Annotated in this window: 16 protein-coding genes, 2 tRNA genes and 2 rRNA genes; 12 read left to right on the forward strand and 8 right to left on the reverse strand. The window is 40.5% G+C overall.

Translation table 11 applies throughout. The features are described 5' to 3' along the window. The first annotated feature begins 72 nt into the window (after nucleotides 1–72). The 10 genes from VHO47_01080 (at nucleotide 73) to VHO47_01125 (ending at nucleotide 6912) form a co-directional block, all read left to right on the forward strand. Nucleotides 73–149 (forward strand) — tRNA-Ile (locus tag VHO47_01080). 114 nt (nucleotides 150–263) lie between these two features. Next, nucleotides 264–339: transfer RNA gene (locus VHO47_01085), tRNA-Ala, on the forward strand. 120 nt (nucleotides 340–459) lie between these two features. Beyond that, nucleotides 460–3481: ribosomal RNA gene (locus VHO47_01090) — 23S ribosomal RNA — on the forward strand. A 101-nt stretch (nucleotides 3482–3582) separates the two neighbouring features. Further along, nucleotides 3583–3697 (forward strand): 5S ribosomal RNA (gene rrf / locus VHO47_01095). 212 nt (nucleotides 3698–3909) lie between these two features. Continuing rightward, entirely contained in the window at nucleotides 3910–4242 is a 333-nt protein-coding gene (locus VHO47_01100) for a hypothetical protein (protein ID HEX2977700.1), read from the forward strand. A 135-nt stretch (nucleotides 4243–4377) separates the two neighbouring features. Continuing rightward, nucleotides 4378–4749, forward strand: coding sequence for a hypothetical protein (locus tag VHO47_01105; protein HEX2977701.1), 372 nt, complete (start codon nucleotides 4378–4380; stop codon nucleotides 4747–4749). A 138-nt stretch (nucleotides 4750–4887) separates the two neighbouring features. Then, nucleotides 4888–5232, forward strand: coding sequence for a hypothetical protein (locus tag VHO47_01110; GenBank protein HEX2977702.1), 345 nt, complete (start codon nucleotides 4888–4890; stop codon nucleotides 5230–5232). A gap of 7 nt (nucleotides 5233–5239) precedes the next feature. Beyond that, the gene (gene add, locus VHO47_01115; protein HEX2977703.1) at nucleotides 5240–6244 is read left to right on the forward strand and encodes an adenosine deaminase; all 1005 of its coding nucleotides are present in this window, start codon (nucleotides 5240–5242) and stop codon (nucleotides 6242–6244) included. A 71-nt stretch (nucleotides 6245–6315) separates the two neighbouring features. Then, nucleotides 6316–6576 carry a hypothetical protein gene (locus VHO47_01120; GenBank protein HEX2977704.1) on the forward strand — a complete coding sequence of 87 codons (261 nt, stop codon included), beginning with the start codon at nucleotides 6316–6318 and terminating at the stop codon, nucleotides 6574–6576. 132 nt (nucleotides 6577–6708) lie between these two features. Further along, the gene (locus VHO47_01125) at nucleotides 6709–6912 is read left to right on the forward strand and encodes a hypothetical protein (GenBank protein ID HEX2977705.1); all 204 of its coding nucleotides are present in this window, start codon (nucleotides 6709–6711) and stop codon (nucleotides 6910–6912) included. Between the two features lie 44 nt (nucleotides 6913–6956). Here the strand turns inward: VHO47_01125 and VHO47_01130 are convergent, their stop codons facing one another. The 6 genes from VHO47_01130 to VHO47_01155 all read right to left on the reverse strand — a co-directional run bounded on the left by VHO47_01130 (nucleotide 6957) and on the right by VHO47_01155 (nucleotide 14541). Beyond that, complete coding sequence (locus tag VHO47_01130) at nucleotides 6957–7259, reverse strand: hypothetical protein (GenBank protein ID HEX2977706.1); 303 nt, start codon at nucleotides 7257–7259, stop codon at nucleotides 6957–6959. 40 nt (nucleotides 7260–7299) lie between these two features. Beyond that, nucleotides 7300–8019 (reverse strand): hypothetical protein, encoded by a 720-nt coding sequence (locus VHO47_01135; protein HEX2977707.1) that lies wholly within the window; start codon nucleotides 8017–8019, stop codon nucleotides 7300–7302. A gap of 47 nt (nucleotides 8020–8066) precedes the next feature. Continuing rightward, a complete protein-coding gene (locus VHO47_01140; GenBank protein ID HEX2977708.1) occupies nucleotides 8067–11393 on the reverse strand; it encodes a CPBP family intramembrane glutamic endopeptidase in 3327 nt (1108 codons plus the stop codon). A 516-nt stretch (nucleotides 11394–11909) separates the two neighbouring features. Beyond that, entirely contained in the window at nucleotides 11910–12197 is a 288-nt protein-coding gene (locus tag VHO47_01145) for a hypothetical protein (GenBank protein ID HEX2977709.1), read from the reverse strand. Between the two features lie 323 nt (nucleotides 12198–12520). Next, nucleotides 12521–13864: a DNA repair protein RadA gene (gene radA, locus VHO47_01150; GenBank protein ID HEX2977710.1), complete on the reverse strand. Its 1344-nt coding sequence runs from the start codon at nucleotides 13862–13864 to the stop codon at nucleotides 12521–12523. Nucleotides 13865–13944: 80 nt separating this feature from the next. Then, on the reverse strand, nucleotides 13945–14541 hold the full coding sequence (locus tag VHO47_01155; protein HEX2977711.1) for a thymidine kinase: 597 nt from the start codon (nucleotides 14539–14541) through the stop codon (nucleotides 13945–13947). A 109-nt stretch (nucleotides 14542–14650) separates the two neighbouring features. On the opposite strand from VHO47_01155, the gene murA reads away from it, so the two are divergent. Further along, nucleotides 14651–16006, forward strand: a complete 1356-nt coding sequence (gene murA, locus VHO47_01160) for a UDP-N-acetylglucosamine 1-carboxyvinyltransferase (protein HEX2977712.1) — start codon at nucleotides 14651–14653, stop codon at nucleotides 16004–16006. A 71-nt stretch (nucleotides 16007–16077) separates the two neighbouring features. Here the strand turns inward: murA and VHO47_01165 are convergent, their stop codons facing one another. Together VHO47_01165 and VHO47_01170 are read right to left on the reverse strand one after the other, a co-directional pair. Next, on the reverse strand, nucleotides 16078–18072 hold the full coding sequence (locus tag VHO47_01165; GenBank protein ID HEX2977713.1) for a hypothetical protein: 1995 nt from the start codon (nucleotides 18070–18072) through the stop codon (nucleotides 16078–16080). A gap of 105 nt (nucleotides 18073–18177) precedes the next feature. Beyond that, a complete protein-coding gene (locus VHO47_01170; protein HEX2977714.1) occupies nucleotides 18178–19017 on the reverse strand; it encodes a FoF1 ATP synthase subunit gamma in 840 nt (279 codons plus the stop codon). A gap of 90 nt (nucleotides 19018–19107) precedes the next feature. Here VHO47_01170 and VHO47_01175 point away from each other — a divergent pair, with 90 nt between their 5' ends. Continuing rightward, nucleotides 19108–19686: an NYN domain-containing protein gene (locus VHO47_01175; protein ID HEX2977715.1), complete on the forward strand. Its 579-nt coding sequence runs from the start codon at nucleotides 19108–19110 to the stop codon at nucleotides 19684–19686. Nucleotides 19687–19694 lie beyond the last annotated feature (8 nt).

A 19694-nucleotide genomic window follows, 5' to 3' on the forward strand; every position in this document is an offset into this window, starting at 1 on the left:
ATGCATTTAGGTGTGCAATTTAAGGTGTCGCAAAAACTTGTAAGCACTAAAAATAATCTTACTATAGGAAGCGGGCCTATAGCTCAGGTGGTTAGAGCGCCCTGCTGATAACGGGGAGGTCAGTCGTTCAACTCGACTTAGGCCCACCAGTAATTAATTCTGCTGGGAGTGAAAACCCCTGATACGATAGAAAAAAAGTTAAATAGTTCTAGTAAATTATTTAAAAATAGTTATTCTATTGTGAGCGTAAACGGCACCAGTTTGGGGATGTAGCTCAGTTGGTAGAGCGTCCGTTTTGCACGCGGAAGGTCAGCGGTTCGAATCCGCTCATCTCCACCATAAAATTTGGGTTTTGACTGAATAAAATAAAAGTTTCTTGTGTTCTTTGAAATATACGTGATCTAAGCTTATTGATAGAATTCACAACAGGAATTTTACTTATCGAGTAATTAAATTTGTGATTAATTGAAATAGGGCAATTGGTGGATGCCTTGGTATTAGGAGGCGATGAAGGAGGCGGAAGGCTGCCATAAGCTCCGGGGAGTTGTCAATCAAATGTTGATCCGGAGGTATCCGAATGGGGAAACCCACTTTGGTAAAACCAAAGTATTTTTGTCTGAATATATAGGACAAAAAAGCGAACGGCATGAACTGAAACATCTAAGTAGTGCTAGGAAAAGAAAACAACGTGATTCCCTTAGTAGTGGTGAGCGAAATGGGAAGAGCCTAAACTTTTATCGTGTAATAGCCTGTGCGCGTTGCGATAAAGGAGTAGCGGGGTATAAATGTTTGAAGAGTACAGTCTTCAAGCTAGAGTTTGTAAACTTAGTTGAATTGTCTTGGAAAGGGCAGCCACAGAGAGTGAAAGCCTCGTAAACAGAAATTTACAAACATAGTAGTTTATATTCCCAAGTACTGCAGAGCACGTGAAATTCTGTAGGAATCTGCCCCGACCATGGGGTAAGGCTAAATACTACCTAATGACCGATAGTGAACAAGTACCGCGAGGGAAAGGTGAAAAGAACCCCGGAAGGGGAGTGAAATAGAATCTGAAACCAATTGTCTACAATCGGTAGAAGCGATGTATACGTACGCGCAACTACGTACCTTTTGCATAATGAGCCAACGAGTTATTCTTACGTTGCAAGGTTAAGCTTTTAAGAGCGGAGCCGTAGCGAAAGCGAGTCTTAATAGGGCGTTAGTAACGTGGGATAGACCCGAAACCTAGCGAGCTACCTATGTCCAGGCTGAAATCTCAGTAAAATGAGATGGAGGGCCGAACCGGTGAAGGTTGAAAACTTCTCGGATGAGGTGTGGGTAGGAGTGAAAGGCTAATCAAGCTGGGAAATAGCTGGTTCTCCCCGAAATATATTTAGGTATAGCCTTGTTGAATGTTACATGGTGGTAAAGCACAGTTTAATCTTTGGGCGCGCAAGCGTACCGGGATTTTACTAACTCTGAATGCCGTGTGACGTAGAAGACAGGAGACAGACTGTGGGGGATAAGCTTCATAGTCGAGAGGGAAACAGCCCAGACCATCAGCTAAGGTCCCAAAATGTTCGTTAAGTGGTAAAAGAAGTGAAAATACACAGACAGCCAGGATGTTGGCTTAGAAGCAGCCATCATTTAAAGAAAGCGTAACAGCTCACTGGTCAAGTGTTTTTGCGCTGAAAAACGATCGGGGCTAAACGAACTACCGAAGCTATGGCTCATAAATAAACTCCGGTTTATTTATGTGGGGTAGGGGAGCGTTCTTTGATAGATACAAGCTTGACCGTAAGGACAGGTGTCGTTGATCAAAGAAGTGAGAATGTTGGTATAAGTAACGAAAAAATAGGTGAAATTCCTGTTCGCCGTAAGTCTAAGGTTTCCGTGAGAACGGTTCATCCACTCAGGGTTAGTCGATACCTAAGCCGAGGCCAGTTGGAGTAGGCGATGGAAAGCAGGTTAAATATTCCTGCACCGCGTAATAGCGTTTGAGCGATGGGGTGACGCAGTAGGGCAGGTTGACTTGGATTAAGGATTGCCAAGCTAAGCATTTAGGAGTGTATTGTAGGTAAATCCGCAGTACTAAAATCTCTGAGGTGTTATGGGTGCATTAATTCTTAGGAAGAAATGTATTCGACTGATCCCACACTGACTAGAAAAACCTCTAGCGAGCTAACTACGCGATCGTACCGCAAACCGACACAGGTAGACGGGCTGAAAATGCTCAGGCGTTGAGATAAGTATCATTAAGGAACTCGGCAAAATGGCTCCGTAACTTCGGGATAAGGAGTGCCTCTCTTGTTATTAAATCACTGATTTAAGAGGCAAGAGCAGGTTTCAACAAAGAGGCCCAGCCGACTGTTTAACAAAAACACAGGGCAATGCAAACTCGTAAGAGGAAGTATATTGTCTGACGCCTGCCCAGTGCTGGACGGTTAATAAGAGATGTTAACGCGTAAGCGTGAAGCGTTGAATTGAAGCCCCAGTAAACGGCGGCCGTAACTATAACGGTCCTAAGGTAGCGAAATCCCTTGTCAGGTAAATTCTGACCCGCATGAATGGCGTAACGAGTTGGGCGCTGTCTTAATGATATACTCAGTGAATTTGTAGTGCAGGTGAAAATGCCTGCTTCCCGCGACAGGACGGAAAGACCCCGTGCACCTTTACTATAACTTGACATTGATTTTTGGATTGATTTGTGTAGGATAGGCGGGAGACTTTGATGCTAAGGCGCTAGCTTTAGCGGAGTCGTCGTTGAAATACCGCCCTGATTAGTTTGAAGATCTAACTTCATTCCGTAATCCGGGTGAAAGACAATGTCAGGCGGGTAGTTTGACTGGGGTGGTCGCCTCCCAAAATGTAACGGAGGCGTTCGAAGGTTCCCTCAAAACGAATAGAAATCGTTGGTAGAGCGTAAAGGCATAAGGGAGCTTGACTGCGAGACAAACAAGTCGAGCAGGTGCGAAAGCAGGACTTAGTGAGCCAGTGGTTCCGAATGGAAGGGCCATTGCTAAACGGATAAAAGGTACGCCGGGGATAACAGGCTGATCTCCTCTGAGAGTCCTCATCGACGAGGAGGTTTGGCACCTCGATGTCGGATCATCGCATCCTGGGGCTGGAGAAGGTCCCAAGGGTTTGGCTGTTCGCCAATTAAAGCGGTACGTGATCTGGGTTCAGACCGTCGTAAGACAGGTCGGTCCTTATCCGTCGTGGGCGTAGGGTATTTGAGAGGAGCTGTCCCTAGTACGAGAGGACCGGGATGGGCGAACCTCTGGTGTTCCAATTGTTTAACAAAAGCAACGTTGGGTAGCTAGGTTTGTAAGAGATAACCGCTGAAAGCATCTAAGTGGGAAACTCGCCTCAAGATAAGATACCCCGACTAACTTCGGTTAGTCATAAGATCCCTTGAAGACTACAAGGTTGATAGGCTGGGTGTGTAAGCGCAGTAATGCGTTCAGCTAACCAGTACTAATAGATCGAATGTTTTAATCACGCTCAAATAATCTCGGTAATAATGTTCTGTAAATTCTACCGATAAGCTTAGATCACTTATAGCAATGCACAAGAAAAAATTTTGATAGATTGTAAAAGTTTCCTGGTGGGGATAGTTGCAGGGTCACACCCGTTCCCATCCCGAACACGGAAGTTAAGATTGCAACGTCGATGATACTTGGCTGGTAACGGCCTGGGAAAGTAGATACTGCCAGGGTAAATTTTAGAAAAACCTCGATGTAAAAATCGGGGTTTTCTTTTTTTAATGGTCTTTTTTTATTTATTTTGTGATCACATGCACTAATTTAGGCATTATATTACTGCGTTTTTTTAATTATTTATCTCTGTGACTTCTTAAATTTACGTAAATATCTAAATTATTTTCTTGGTATAATTATTTTTTTAAATTGACCATCAAGGAGCACTTTAATGGAAAAAATTCTGTTTTCTTTGCTGGCGATCTTAGTTGCAAATCAGTTAAAGTGCATGCAGGTAATTAAAGTTGACGGTATGGATCTTGAGCAAATTATCGCCGTTTCAGCTGCGATACATACTATTCAAGAAGACGGTTCCAATCCGCTCAATCTGTCTGCAGTTAATACTTTTTACGATGTGTGTCGTCATCCAGGCGCAGAAATTGAGGATCCAAACATTTTAAATATCTTAACAGCGAACTGTTTAATTCCAGCAGGTGAGAAAAAAGTTACTGCTGAAGTTGCGACAATCGTTCAAGCGACTATTTTGGATGATCAGAGTAGTTAAAAAAAGCGTTGTACGTCTTTCTGCATGGGATCATATAATCGTTTGCAGATTTTTTTCTTTAGTTATAATTGTGCATTAGTATGGATATTTGGCAGTGAATGCCAAGCAATATTTTATTTTTGATTAGGGGTTTTTATGAAAAAGTTATTTTTTTTGGGATTAATTTATTTTATTGCAATGAACGTAACGGCAATGGAAAATTCTGATGAAGAAGGAAATGAGCAGGCTGCTACTCATTCTGTCGCGGAAGCGCTCGATTTAGCAGCGGAGTATATGGTTATAAAAAAACAAACTTTGAAATTAGAACAAACGGGTTTGCCAGAAAATGTAGCGGCAACTAATCATTTTAATATATCTGTTAATAATGAGAGTTTTGTTATTCCCCAAGGGTCGGCAGAAATCTTGCAAGAAAAGGGAATTCTTAAAACTGGTGAAACAAAAGTTTCAAATGATATGCGCTTTATTATCAACGCATTGAAGCCTGCTATTCCACAAAAACACAATTAATAATTTCTTATTATAATTTTCTGTTAAGAGCTGAGTTATTATAACTCGGCTCTTTTTTTTGTTTATTCGATATAATATCTGTTAAAATTAATCAGAGCGTGCTATCTATGCTACAAATGTTTAAATATGAGAATCATTATGAAATTTTTATTTTTGTTTTTTTTACTGCTGCCATTAACGACATTTTCGATGGAAGATCCCGGTTCATTTATCAAAACAGAAATGAAAAAGCATTATAAAAATTGCTTGGGTAAAATAAAAGGTTGGCGCGCAAGCAAAAATAGTATTGAAAAAAATGCGTTTCAGCATCTTATCGCATCATGCTACAATCAAGATTATGAAATACCACAAGAGTCGATAGGGATTTTAATTGAGCATCAGATTTTGGGCGACTCAGAAAAGCGTGCTCCCGAGCTATTAGTAGAATGTGTTATCGAGGCTAGAAAAGAGGTATCTATGAGTAAAAGGTTACGGCTAAAATAAGGTAAGAATGAATTCTTTTTTAAAGAAATTACCAAAAGCTGAGCTTCATGTTCACCTGGAGGGAACAATTGCCCCCGAATTAATGTTTATTATTGCTGACCGCAATAAGGTGAAGCTGTCATATAAGACAGAAAATGAAGTTCGTAATGCATATAATTTTAAAAATTATGATGAGTTTGCGCGAGCGTATAGGATGCTAACTTCCATTATGCGAACGGAGCAAGATTTTTATGATGTTGCACGCGCTTATGCAAAACGAGCCCATGCTCAAGGCGTTCTTCATCTTGAGATGACATTCGATTTTGATACTTATTTACCCCGCGCAATTAATCCTGGCATTATTGTTAACGGTATTTATGAAGCGTTCGTTGATGCACGGCGCGATTTTGGTATTTCGACTCGAATGATTTTGTGCCTTTTGCGCCATCTTGATGAAACGGTTGCTTTAAATACGTTAAAGCTTTCAATTCCTTATAAAGACAAAATTATTGCGATCGGTTTAGCTTCGGATGAACCGAGCAATCCCCCATCTAAATTTAAAAAAGCATTTAGTTATGCGCGTGAACTTGGCTATAGAACAACCGCGCATGTCGGAGAAAATGCCGGGCCTGAAAATATCTGGAGGGCACTTGATTTGCTCAAAGTTGATCGTATTGATCATGGAGTCCGATGCTTTGAAGATGAAAAATTAGTCAATGAGTTAATTAAACGCAAAATGCCTATCACCGTTTGCCCTATTTCAAATATTAAAACAGGCCTCTTTAAAACAGCTAGAGAGCATCCACTCAAACGAATGCTCGATGCTGGCCTTTTGGTCTCAATTAATTCGGATGATCCTGTTTTTTTTGGTGGAGAGTTACTGGATAACTACCAAGTTGCGAGTAACGAAGGCGGCCTGTCGCAAGAAGATCTGATCACCTGCGCTAGAAACTCTTTTGTTTCAGCTTTTATTTCCGATGAACGAAAAAACCATTATCTCAAATTGCTAAACGAAGCAATAAAGACAAACTGATTTAAAGAATTATTCTTTTTGTTCTCAGTTGATGCACCATTTTCTTATACTTAAGGAAAAAGAGGAAGTATATGAAAAAATATGGCCTGGTATTTATGATCTGTTCATTTTCCCTGGAGGCGATGAACGTTCCAAAAACAATGATTGGTTTTGCTATCGGAATGCAAACAACGATAGAGAATGAAAGAAAAGAAGAGAGAAAAAATACAAGAACAGACGAAACTTACGAAAAAGAAAGTAGCGCTGTTGTGCCGGTTCCTGTTAATGCATCTGAAAAAGAATCGTTTTTTAGAAAGAATCGAGTTCAAAGACGAATGCGTCATAAACTTTAATGATGATCGACAAATAGCTTATTAGTCGTTAGTATATCGCTACCGATTTTATTAAGAATAATAAATGTTTAGAGATTATATATGCGCTCATTAATTCTAGTTCTTTTGCTTTATTGCCCAAGGATTTTTTCAATGAATAGTCTGGCTTTGCCTCAGTCGCAAAGTCCACAAAACGTACAAGTGCAGACGCAACCAGGAAATACATCGAATACTCAAGGACCAATAGCTTCCACCCCACAACAATCTCCGGCAGATATACAAAATGGTCCTCAGCCTAGCTCAACAAATGCGCCCTATGCTATCCCGCAAGGCAGCCGCTTTTATTTTAATAATTGAATCAGTGAACGGATTCAAAAAATGAGCGTGAAACTTCGTGCTAATTATTCGTCTAGTTTTTTTAATGTTGCGCCAAAACGGTTATTAAATTCTTCTTCGCCCAGTTCTGCTCGCGCGAGAATAATAAGTTGAGGGTCTACATCAGGACGCAAAGCATTCGTGCTGTCCCAACATTTGTTTATAGGAGTCAAGCTGGTATGTTTCGGAACAACTGTTCTATTAGATTTTTTATCGAAATGTTTTGTTGATATAGCGACCGATTCTTTTTGAGATTCGGGCTGATCGTGCATTGCAGACAGCGCTACAGTCCAAACTGATAAAATGAAGACGCTCATTAATTTTCTCATAAATCTATCCTTTTTTAAAAATAGCTCAGTGGTAGAAAAATTATTTTATACCGTACTCACTTAATGTTTTTAAGAGCGCTTGATAACCGCCGCTTTTTGTATCTACATTATTACCCATTGCGTTGATAGCTTCTTTGGCATCTTTAGCTTTAGCTTGTGCGAAATTTTTACGGCCCTCTTTTTCATATACTTTGATTAATCGATTATATGCATATGCTAATCGCTTATTAATAAGTTTAATATCTCTCAATCTTGGTGACTTTTCGGCCATCTTTGTCAGCGTATTGATAATATCATTCAATTCACTAGAATTTGTATTTTTCGAAAAGAGAATAATAGAGGCATTGACGATCTCAATTCTTTCTTTTACAAGCTCTTGCGCTTCATCTAATTCTGGCGTATACGGCGCTTTTGGGGCTTTCAATTCAGCAAGTGTTTGTTGAGCATTTACAATGATCTCTTTTGCCGTTTTTGCATCCATATCGGGGCCCATCTCAGCTAATTTGCCAAGCAGAGCCGCATGCAGATCAATAAGTTCTTGCGCTGAAGTTGGCCAAAATGCATTGAGAGAGATTACCGTTTTTTTATAGCGTGAATAGGGAAAAACTTCTTCCTGAGGAACCATTGCAATGAATTCTTTTGCATCTTGAACTACTTTTTTTTCGTCTTCTTGTCCTGCAGGTGGGTTCACCATTGAGTGGCTTGAATTTGAGAAAACGAATGCCGCCAGGAAAATCATATATTTTACTAAGTTTTTCATGATTCAGCCTTTTTACAATTAATTTAACTTATTCTATGTGTAATTAATTATAATTTTTCTTCCCACCAGTAAGCAAGCATTCCGATAAGAACTATACCGAGGACCGAGCCAAGGAAAACTCCTGGGTATGCATGAAATGCAGCTTGTTGTGCTATCGCTAAAATTGTTATCGTTGCCGTTATGACTGGGATCGAGCTGCGTATATGCCGAACGATCAGGTAATAAAGAACGGCAGTTGCTCCGCCAACCATCAAGCTTGGCAAAAGCCATGTGCCGATTGATTCGATCGATAAACCGTTAATGCAGAAAACAAGTAGTATGATTAAAAAGAATCCTGCAAGAGAACGTTGCTTCCACTGAGCTGTGACTAAATCGGCAAAACGGGTAATAAGTAAAAATACTATCGTGGCTGAAACGTATCCTGTGAACATTGTAAGTGCAAATCCTACTGAAGGGATCAAGGAAGCGGCGTGAGTATAATCTGCCCATAGTGGTTTAAAGATAGGAGCGAGAGCAAATGAAAGTGATCCCATCGCACTTAATATCAAGCCGCAGCAGATGCCAGTAAAAATGGTGATTGATTTTTGCACATGTTTATTGTGCATTTTGGTGGTTGCAAGAGCAGCACCCGCGCCATAATACAATCCTTGTGAAATAATTTGCAGCATAAGCCAACCGACAGACTTGATTGCTTGATGAGAATATGGCTCGCTGGTCTGAAAGCAAGCGATAATTAATGGCCAGATATTTATTGATTGTATCAGAGCTTTGAGCGCAAGGAGCGCAGCAAAAATAAAAAATATCGTTGGTGAAAATGCAAAGCGTCGCCAATTTTTTAAAAGCAAGATCATAAAGAAACTTAACCCAATAAGGGCAAGCAAGCTGCAAATCATGCCGATAATTCTTATTATCGTGGTAGATTGTTTTTCGGCGCGTGTCCATTGTTCAGGGATAAATATAAAACGTTCCGCATTTGAGAATTGATCGCCAGCCAGAGAGATTTTAATGCGCGCTTCACCCTCGTTTAATGAAACATGAGGATCTTTAAACGTAAATACCCAATCTATGCGCTCCGGGCGTTTTTTTGAGACCGCGGATATTTCCTGTAATCCCGAAGGATCAAGATTAAACTCATTTCTAATGATTTCATGCGCTTTTTTTCGTGCAACCGCTTCGCTCAGTGATGCCCCAGGGCGCGCTTCTGGTAAAGCGTGGTCAACTTCTCTTATTTTTCCTGAGCCTTCAAGGAGAATGCCGAACTCTTCGGAACGCTCTGCAATATCTCCTTCAAATTGTGCAAAACGCAATTTCCATGAAGCTGGAGTGATATAAGAGCCAAGTAAATTCGTGTACACTTCTTTTCCATTTTTTTGGATTACAAATCTATCATGCTCATCCGTTTCTCCATGCGTATTGATAAGAGTCTGCCAAGGTGGATTTGAAAGCGAAAATCCGCGGTGCGTTAACATCGCTGATGCGGTGCTCAATGCCTCGGTTTTTCCAACATGCAAAGGTAGATTCTGTTGTTTAAAAGGAGTAAAGAAAAGCCAACCAAAAGCTGCAATAACGCCCGATGCGGCAAGTAAGCGAATTTCTTTGCCAGAAATCCCGCGAGGCAGTTCGTCTTCTGGGATAAAAAATTCATCATCTTTTTGTTTTGGCTCGGGTTGAAGAGATTTATTATAAGCAGTTACTGGTGCTTGAGTAAATGCGCCATTTTTAAGACGAGCATACAAAACGATCAGTAATGGAATCGATGAAATAAGGACAACCAGCGCTTTATTGATGAATGTTCCGGCCCCGGTGGAAATAAAAAGGGGTAAGCCCATCCAGAAAACATCAAAGATAACATGCGATAAAATACTAGGAAGCAAGCCGTAAATGAGATAAATCCCGCCAAAAAGCGAAGATGAAAATATCAGTTCAACAACGCGTGCATATGCGGGTTGTTGCGGATAATTCGCATGTCCTGCACCAAAAATCAACACTTGGATAATAAAACCAAGTGAGATGAAAAGATTTCGTCTTCGAAAGTACGAGCCAAGAAGCGCGGCTCCTGCAAGAGGTATTGCCCGAAAAAGACATTCTTCCATGAATCCTGCCATGAGCGATTGTGAAAGTGCGCTAAACCAGGGAAAATAGGTGGCTAAAATATTTGGATTGAATAATGTTTCAGCGGGAGTCCACCAACCCAGAAAACGAGTAGTGAACGCATATGCTGCAGTAACATAAGCAATATCTGCGCCAATTATAAGATACCCGCCAAGAGTTCTACCTAGTACTTGCAAAGATGAAGCATTTTCAGTGCGCCAAATCGACCATAGTTTTAAGTGATTGCCAAAAGCGTAGCGCGTTAATCCTTCTGCGATTGAAAAAACGAGAGTCAGTGCTCCCGTATACACCAAAAGACTTGCAAAAAGAGCTGTGAAAAGATGAATGAAAAATGAGGTTTTGCTTAAAGCTGTCTCATATTCCATCCAGGCAAGGGGAAGTTCATTGAGCGTGTTAAGGGATTGCAGAAGGGCGACAAGAAAACCAGCAACAAGTGCCGGCTTCCAAAGAAGTGAATGGCGAGCAAGAAGAAAGGCGAGTCCTGCCAAGCACCCGATTCCTAAATAAAGAATGCAGATTAAAAAGAGCGCGCCGAATGCAATAATATTATTGGCTGAACGCATATGCTCATAACGGCGCTTAAAGCTTTCCGGAACTTTAATTTCATATTTAATTTCTGTTAATCGATCGCCACTCATGCCAAGATGAAGCTGAAAAGGGGCGCCATTAACCGAATGCCCAGTGCGATCGTAAACAAACTCATGATCGATTCGTCCACTTGGCCGAATTTCTTGTGAAGATTGCGCGAACGTATACGAACTGAGATCTATCTGCCAATTAAGTGCATTTTCTCGTGCGATTGCTAATGCTTGCTGTGGGGTGAGTGCGGCTCCCGGAGCATCTTCCGGGAGTTTTTCAGAAACACCGTAGAAAGTTCCTTCAGGTGTAAAAAGAATTTCAGTTTCGTGTGCATCAAATTCTTTGAAGTGGCGCACGATCCAATAGTAAGGGCTATACCATTTTTCTTTAATAATTTCATTCAACCTTTGGGTGCCCCCGCCTTCCAGCTCAATAAAGTTTTTTGTCTCTTCATCGGTTCGAAACGCAGCTGCCGCTTGATAATTTTCCGGCCCCCATTGATGAATGTGACCAAGTGCTGCCGCTTTTTCAAGTGCTTGTTCTCGATTCATCGTGATGCGAATGTTGAGAATCGCAAACGCTTTAGGGAAAAAATTATAGGTGAAAAATAAGCCGCTAAAACAAATTGAGCTTAAAGCTATCCAAAATAATGGTGTGCGTGACCAAACACGAATTGAGCTCATAACTTCCTTTTTTTGAGTTACAGAATGATCTATCAGTATAAAAGTATTATAATCAATAGAATAGAAAGATTTTATTTGCGACGTTTATTTTTTTTTATATATCTTCTTTGTTCCAAAAAGACTGTGTTTTTCAGAGAGCGGGCTGCCCGGATTACTTCTGGGTTTTGGGCCAGCAATCCCTTATTGCGCAGCTCTATGCATGCATCATTGAATCTCTTGATTTGCTCTTTGGTGTTTTTTGGCAAAGAGCGGCCGTAAAAATCGATTTTCTGAAGTATAGCTTCTTGCTCCAGCTTCAGGTTTGCAAGATGTTGAATTAAGTGCGAATGGTTTAGAGCAAGCAGAGGAAATCCACTTATGGGTAGAAAGTGAAATGAGAGAATTAGAATTCTTTTTTTTAAAGCATTAACCATTGCACACCAGCGAACCATTTTTTGGGAACTGTTTTTATTATTGATAAACTTCCCAAAGAAGTATATCAAAGTTGACCATAAAAAAGACGCATTTTTGTATTTATTAATTCGAATCCGAAATGTTTCCGGTGATCGCTAGTTTTCCTAACAGGAAACGTGCTCTCAGTTTCTCGCGTTTGCAGTGATTTTTTTGGGCGAATTGCGCAAGGTCTTGTAATTGCTTTTTAATTGGGGTTATACCGTCCGTACCGTCCATCTCTTTTGCTTGTACTATTTTTTTTAAAAATAGTTCCTTAGGATTTTTTTTATATTTTTTTTTGCAACGGGGCGTACTATGAATGCCTATTGTCGCGAATTTTCCTGTGAGTTCATCAACCTTTTTTCCCCCCATACCCAGAATGCTTGTTTCTATGAATAGAGCGCAAAGAATTAAAAAAAAATTCGATAAATAAAACATATGGTCCTATCTGAAGATTGTGCTATTGGTTCTAAGGTTCTTATGGATGTTCACGCAGGTAAATATTTCTCTATATGAGATCTTTTTCATTTATTGCAAAGCTATTTTTACAAAAATTATTATTTTTTTATTTCTAATTTATTATTTAAAATGCTTTTGTCAATTCACATTATCAGTGCTTGGCGGCGCGGTTTGTAAAAAAGAGACATGTGTTGCGCAGTATATTTATGGGTATGCTCGCAATTGTTAAAATTTTTTCAATCGTTGAACAGTTCTACTAATTGGTAAACTGAATCTAATCGTATTATCGATTTGAAAGGTATATCAACTTTTTGACTGCGGGCAACTATGAGGGTTTGGATTCCAAACTTATGCGCCTCGTTAAGGTGCATAGCAATTTGGTTGATCGGTTTGATTTGTCCGGTTAAATTTATTTCGCCTAATATGATAGATTTCTCTGGAAGCGGTTTTTGAAAGTAACTAGAAAGAATTGCAAGTGCGATTCCTAAATCAATGCCGCTTTCCTTTATTTTAAATCCACCCCCCACTTTGAAAAAAATGTCTTGCGCATTTAGATTGATGCGCAAATATTTTTCTAAAATCGCAGCCATCAAAACCACCTGTTTTTGATCTGCTCCAGAAACAACGCGTTGCGGAATACCAAATTTAGTAGGAACTAAAAGTGCTTGCAGCTCTAGAAGCAACGGGCGTGATCCTTCTAGATAACTAATCAGCGCAGAACCAGGAGAATACGATGCTTCTTCAAGCAATTGTTGATTAATATTGGTTACTTCCTGCAGTCCATTTTCATGCATTTCAAAAAACCCTAGCTCGCCGATAGAGCCGAAACGGTTTTTAACCGCACGCAAAATGCGTGTTTGCCAGCGATCTTCTCCTTGCAAATAAAAGACAGCATCCACCATATGCTCAAGCATTTTGGGGCCGGCGATTGTGCCTTCCTTGGTGATGTGTCCCGTCAAAATAACGGCGCATTTATTTTCTTTTGCCAGACGCATGAGGCGAAATCCTGATTCGCGTAATTGCCCAATACTTCCCGGAAGCACTTGGCTATCGGCTGAATAACAATTTTGAATCGAATCGATAATTACAATATCGGGTTTATGTTGCTCGCTGAGCTCAATGATCGATTCTAGCTGCGCATGATCGGAACACATTAATTGCGCATTAAGGCAGTTAAGGCGCTCTGCACGCAAACGAACTTGTTCCAGTGATTCTTCTGATGATATGTAAATTACTCGATGTTTATTTGCAAGAGCGTGTGCAATTTGTAGCAAGAGGGTCGATTTTCCGATGCCAGGATCTCCCGTGAGGATAAGAAACGATCCGGGCATAATCCCGCCGCCAAGTACACGATCCCATTCGCCAATGCCCGAATTCATGCGTTCTTGAAATTCGAGTGAAACTTGATCGAGCGAGGTGAGTTTTGCTGTGGATTTAACAAAGAGGGCTTCTTTTGCAGTAAAAGATGGCTTTATTTCAGTAATCGAATCCCATTCTTTGCACGATGGGCAACATCCAACCCATTTGGGAGGGCGGTAGCCGCAACTTGCGCAATTAAATTCTATTTTTTGTTTTGCCATTTTTATTTCGCAATCGATTATTTTTGATAAGAAGCTTATGTTTTATCGGGTCCCCACAAAAGCTTTAGCTTTTTGGGGTTCTAGTACGGCGGCTGTTCATCGATGCTATGACAATCACGGCAGCGCGCTTGATAATTTTCTTGTGCACCGATGACGACAAGAGGATCATTGTATTGTGCAGGTTTTCCATCTACAAGTCGTTGAGTGAAATGTGCTTCGCATCCGCAATCCATGCAAATTGCTTTGAGTTTGGTCACATGATCGGCAATTGCAAGCAAAATTGGCATGCATCCAAAGGGACGACGTTTGAAATCAAGATCGAGACCCGCAACAATAACCCGTTTACCTTCATCAACAAGTTTACATACTACATTAACCATTTCGATCGGAAAAAATTGTACTTCGTCTATAGCAATTACTTTTGTTGATGCAGGAATGACATCCAACATTTTTGCGGGATGATCAATCGGTGTTCCTGGTACACGCGAGCCATCGTGCGATGCGATGTGCTCAATGGTTGTTCGATTGTCAAACTGATGTTTAAAAACCGCTATTGAAAGTTTTGCATACTGCGCGCGCTTGATGCGGCGTATGAGTTCTTCAGATTTTCCTGAAAACATTGGGCCGCAAATAACTTCTAACGTCCCTTTCGTTTCGTGACTTTTATATGGTGTCATAGCATAATGCTTTCGTATTGAAAAAAATTTAACTTTTTTTATTAGAGTAATTTTTTTTTTGCGTTAAGATAAGTACCAATTTTTTTTAGTTTGAATTTAAGGGGCTCGCATGAGTATCGTGATCGGTAAACAATTATTCGCTTCGCATGAATGGCATACGATCGAAGCGCGCTACTTTTCCGGCAAAGCGGAAGCAGATTATATTGCGGTTGAGCAATCATTAGAACTGCAAGGTGAAGTTCCGCTTGTCGGCGCAAAAAATGCGGTTCTCGTTATTATGGCCTCACTTATTCTTGCAGAGGGAAAATCGGTTCTCAAAAATGTTCCGTGTTCTGCAGATGTTATTCAAATGGTTAGCTTGCTTGAAGAGCTTGGAGCGGAGGTTATTTTTTACCCTGAACTAAATGTGCTTGAAGTTGATACAAGTTTCATTCGCACTTTTCAAGTGCCTGCCGCAATTATGAAAAAAATGAGAGCTTCTGTTTTGGTGATGGGGCCATTGCTTGCTCGTTTTGGCCGTGCAGATATTGCGCTTCCTGGAGGCTGCTTAATTGGAGCCCGGCCGATCGATTATCATTTGAAAAATTTCGCAAAAATGGGAGTGCAGCTAGAAGTTGAAGGTGAATATCTGCGTGCGCATGTTTCTCATCTAAAAGCTGCAACGCTTGTTCTTGATTATCCAAGTGTTGGCGCGACAGAAAATCTTTTAATGCTTGCAGCGCTTGTTCCTGGAACAACGCGCATTATTAACGCAGCGCTCGAGCCTGAAGTAAACGATCTCATTTCAATTCTGCGTTCGATGGGAGCACGTATCACCGTTCATGCGCCTGCAACTATTGAAATTGAGGGTGTTTCGCAATTGCGCCCGGTTGAACATACGGTTATTCCTGATCGCCTTGAAGCGGGGAGTTTGCTTCTTGCTGCAGCAATTGCGGGCGGCTCAATTAATTTGCCGCAAGCGGTTGCTCCCGATATGGAAGTCTTTTTACTCAAATTGCAGGAAATGGGGCATCATATTCAGGTTGGCAAAGGTGGGATTGGCATCTCGCTGGTTGCAACGCGCCACCCGCAGGCTGTTTCATTTAGAACTTCTCCTTATCCAGGATTTCCTACCGATTTGCAAGCGCCAATGATGGCGGCACTTTGCTTGGCACAAGGTAAAAGTGAAGTACATGAAACAGTCTATGAAAACCGTTTTCTTCATGTGCGCGAACTTCAAAAAATGGGCGCGCAAATTGCAGTAAATGGCGATCGTGCTTTAATCACAGGCGTTGAAGAGCTTTATGGAACAAGCGTTATTGCATCAGATATTCGTGCATCGTGTGCATTGGTGGTTGCAGGGCTTGCTGCAAAAGGATCAACCATGATTACCGGAATTCACCATTGGCGAAGAGGGTATCAGGCTCTTGAGAAAAAATTAGTAACGCTCGGCGCAAAAATTGCGTTAATGAGCAGTGGAGAATAATTAAATAGTTTATAAAAAAAACGGGCTAGATTTTTTGTCTAGCCCGTTTTTTTTGATGATGTTTTTGTTTTTTAGTTTTCCAAACCAGAACTGAAAATTCCTTCTTGTGCAAGTAAATCGAATGCTATATTTATAGTCGATTTTCCTTCTTCTAGTTTGAATGGGCGTACCAATGAACCATCTTCGGTTTTAAGAACAGTCACTTGGTAGTTTTTAAACTTCTCGTTTTCAAGTTCTGTAAGTCGGTGATAGTGAGTTGCAATGCACGTGATGCTATTATTGGATTTGCTTAATTCTTTAGCAAAAAGATAGGCAGCTTCTTCGCCTTCTTTTGGTGACGTACCGCTAAAAACTTCATCCATAATAGTGAAGCTAAATTCTTGTGTGCTAAGTTTTCTAATCGATTCGATGAGCGTCTTTGCGCGCATTACTTCTGCTTTAAACAACGATGTACCGGTTGCAATATCATCGGTAATATTTAAATAACAGTTTATATTAACAAAGGGTGTCATTATTAATTGCTTGGCTGGAACAATTCCGATTGTTTGCGCGAGCAAAAGATTGATGATAGCACCTTTAATGATAGTCGATTTTCCACCAGTATTTGGACCAGTAAGAATCATATTGTTTGGTAGTGTTTCGGTGCCCAGCGTTAAATCGTTGGTAACAACAATATCTGCATTAACAAATGGATTCCAAAAATCTGTAATATGCACATATGGTTTATCTGCCTCAACAAATTTTGCAAACGAATAGTGAACGCGATCCGATTCGTGCGCGAGATACAATTTTGCTATGGAAAGGTATGCATCCAAATATCCGGCAGCTGACATAGCTTGTCCAAATTCTTCTTTGACTTCTTTCATAAGCTGATGCGCAGCTAATACTCTACCGGTTAAAGAGAAGAAAGATGCTTTGCCTATGAAGGTGTTTTTCATCAAAAATGATTTAAGCTTTTCTGCGTATGCGCTTAAATTGTCTTTGGTAGATAATGATTTGCGAATTGATCCAAGAACTGGATTTCCAGATGCTTCATGCTGCTCGAGAATGTTTGAGAGTTTGCTTAAAGAATTAATGTATGTTGCGACATCAATAAGCTTTGTCTGTAAGTGGCGCGCAATGTTATTGTTTAATCTCGTGTCATCAAAGGTTTTGTAGGTACTATACCCAAGTAGGCCGACCATTGCGCCACCCACGCCTGCAAGAGTTGCTTTTGTTTGGTTCGGTAACTCAGCTAATAGATTCAAAGCATATTTGATATTCGTAGGGTTAATTGAAGCGATTCCTTGGCGTACAGCTTCGAACTTTGAAATAGGAGCACCAAGTGCGGCCGCTTGCTGATATTTGGTAATGGCTGCAAGTTCAACTGCATAAATAGGGAAAATATTTATCATTATTGCGGTCAATGCATTCCGCATTTGTACAGTTGCCTCTAACGCTGTAGCATTTGTATTCAACCACGAAACGGTCTCTGGATAATATACCTTTTTAAAAAGTTCTTCGTTTACAGGATTTTCATCTTGCCAATATGAAAACATAAGCGATTCCGATTTTTTGATTTCGCAAAGAACCGTATCGATTTCTTTTATGAGCTCTTTATCTTGTATGAGCTGCTTAATTGTTGCTTGGCGTGAAGTAAGGATATTTTTATCGAAAGTTGGCTGCGAAATTAAAGCAGCCAGAGCAGCTTCACCAAAAACGGTGCGTGTATGATTAAGTTTTTCCATAAGATGTGCTGAACTTAACTCACCACCGCAAAATATTTCCATTTTTTTCAAAAAAGTTCCGTCCAGCGCTGTTTGCATTATGCTTGGCTGCATATTCTTACTCAAGATATCGAACGCAATTTTTCGTTTTTCTCCCTCTGAGAGTTCGGTAACTTGAAGAGTTAATTTTTTATTTTTCTTTTTTATTTCTTCGAGTGATTCTACATGGCGGTCTTGGTTTGTGCTGAACGACTTAAGGTAGAGATCTCGTGCCACCGTATATTCAGGTGACGCTGGGATTGAAAAAAGACTTAAAGATAAGATTGAAAAATAAGAGCGGGCGCTGCGCAGAATCATCATAGCATTCCTTTGAAGTATCAGATGAAAATATGCTCATTTCCATTATAGTTCTGGAAGGCAATAATGCAAGATGTGGCAAGTATCGAGTTCGATTTGATGGATCTTTTAGAAACTCGCGGTTAAATCGGTCAGTTCACGAGTAATTTTTGCTTGACGGAGTTTGTTATAATCAAGCCGCATCGTATCCAAAATATTTGATGCGTTTCTAGTGGAGCTATCCATCGCTATAAAGCGCGCTGCTTGTTCGGCGATGAGGGAATTTACGAGAATTTCGCGCAGCGTGATTTCCATTTGCTTTGCGGAAAGATAAGAAAGCAGTTCTTGAGAATCGGCTTCGAATCGGTATGCTTCTTGCGGTTTCGATTCATTGATTTGCTGATTGTAAGGTTGTGCTAAATTCAGAGCTGTCGGCTTTTGTGAGAAAAAAGTTTTCGGGTACTGATAATAGATGATAATCGATCTATAGTCGTTTCCATGCGCTGAAAGGTACAGCGAAATTTTTTGAATGATATGCGCAATCGTTGCAGAGTTGAACACACGCAGTTCCATTACCGTCGGTCCTTCTCGCTTTGAAAGGAGCTCAACCGCTTTTTTTCCGATCACGATCGCATCAACGTCGTTAGGATTTATGTGTTCGTATTGCCGTGCAAAAAAAGCAACAATAGCATTATTGAAATTGCCACACAATCCTTTTTGAGAACCGACGACGATCGCAAGATCGCGATTGCTTTCGGGGTTGCCTTTCAGTGGATAATTCCATGTTGGGTGTTCTTGCGAAATAAGAGCCAATAGGCGAGAGATTTCTTGCCTATAATTTTCAACCATCGCTCGCTGTGCGCGCATTTTTGAGTGGCTTGCCATAGAAATAAGACGCATTGCATGGGTTACTTTTTTTATTGTTTCTACCGCTTTAATGCGCTGGCGCATCTGAATAAGCTCAGACATGATTTTCCTTACGGCAACTAAAGGAGTTTGTATTATGCAGCTCGACTCTGTTACTATAAGATAAAACGATAAAATAAAATTTGAAAGCGTATGATACTTATTATCGATGGCTATAACGTTTTAAAGTACTGTGTGGAAAAATCTCGGCTCGATCAAAATGAGCGTGAGCAGTTTATTATTCTTTTAAAGCGTTACGCTTCACTCAAGAAATTAGAGATCGTACTCGTTTTCGATGGTGGGCCGCTTGGATTGCCCGACAAAGAAACGCATGGGCCAGTGCGGGTCATTTATACGGGAAAAGCAGAAACCGCAGATGGATTTATTGTAAATTATTGTGAGCGCCATAAGGGCGGCGGTATCGTAACTGTTTCTTCCGATAGAGAGATTATTAATGCGGCTCGCCGCTTTGGCCTTGAAACAATTTCGGCGCAAGAATTTTTTCACTATTTAAAAGATGCTTTCGTAAAACCAAAAGACGATTTAAATAACGGGAAGGCTATCAAGATCGATGGCAAAAAAGATGAGCCAGAAGTGGATCAGCTTATGCATTATGGGAGTTTAATGCGCCCGTCAAAAAAAGATGACAAAGATGGTGCAATGCGAGAACCGGCTGGAAAAGATTTAGCGAAAAACGAAAAACGGCGTTTTCAGAAATTAAAAAAATTATAAGAAGTTTT

Source organism: Candidatus Babeliales bacterium (assembly GCA_036260945.1).
Taxonomy (GTDB): domain Bacteria; phylum Babelota; class Babeliae; order Babelales; family JACPOV01; genus JACPOV01.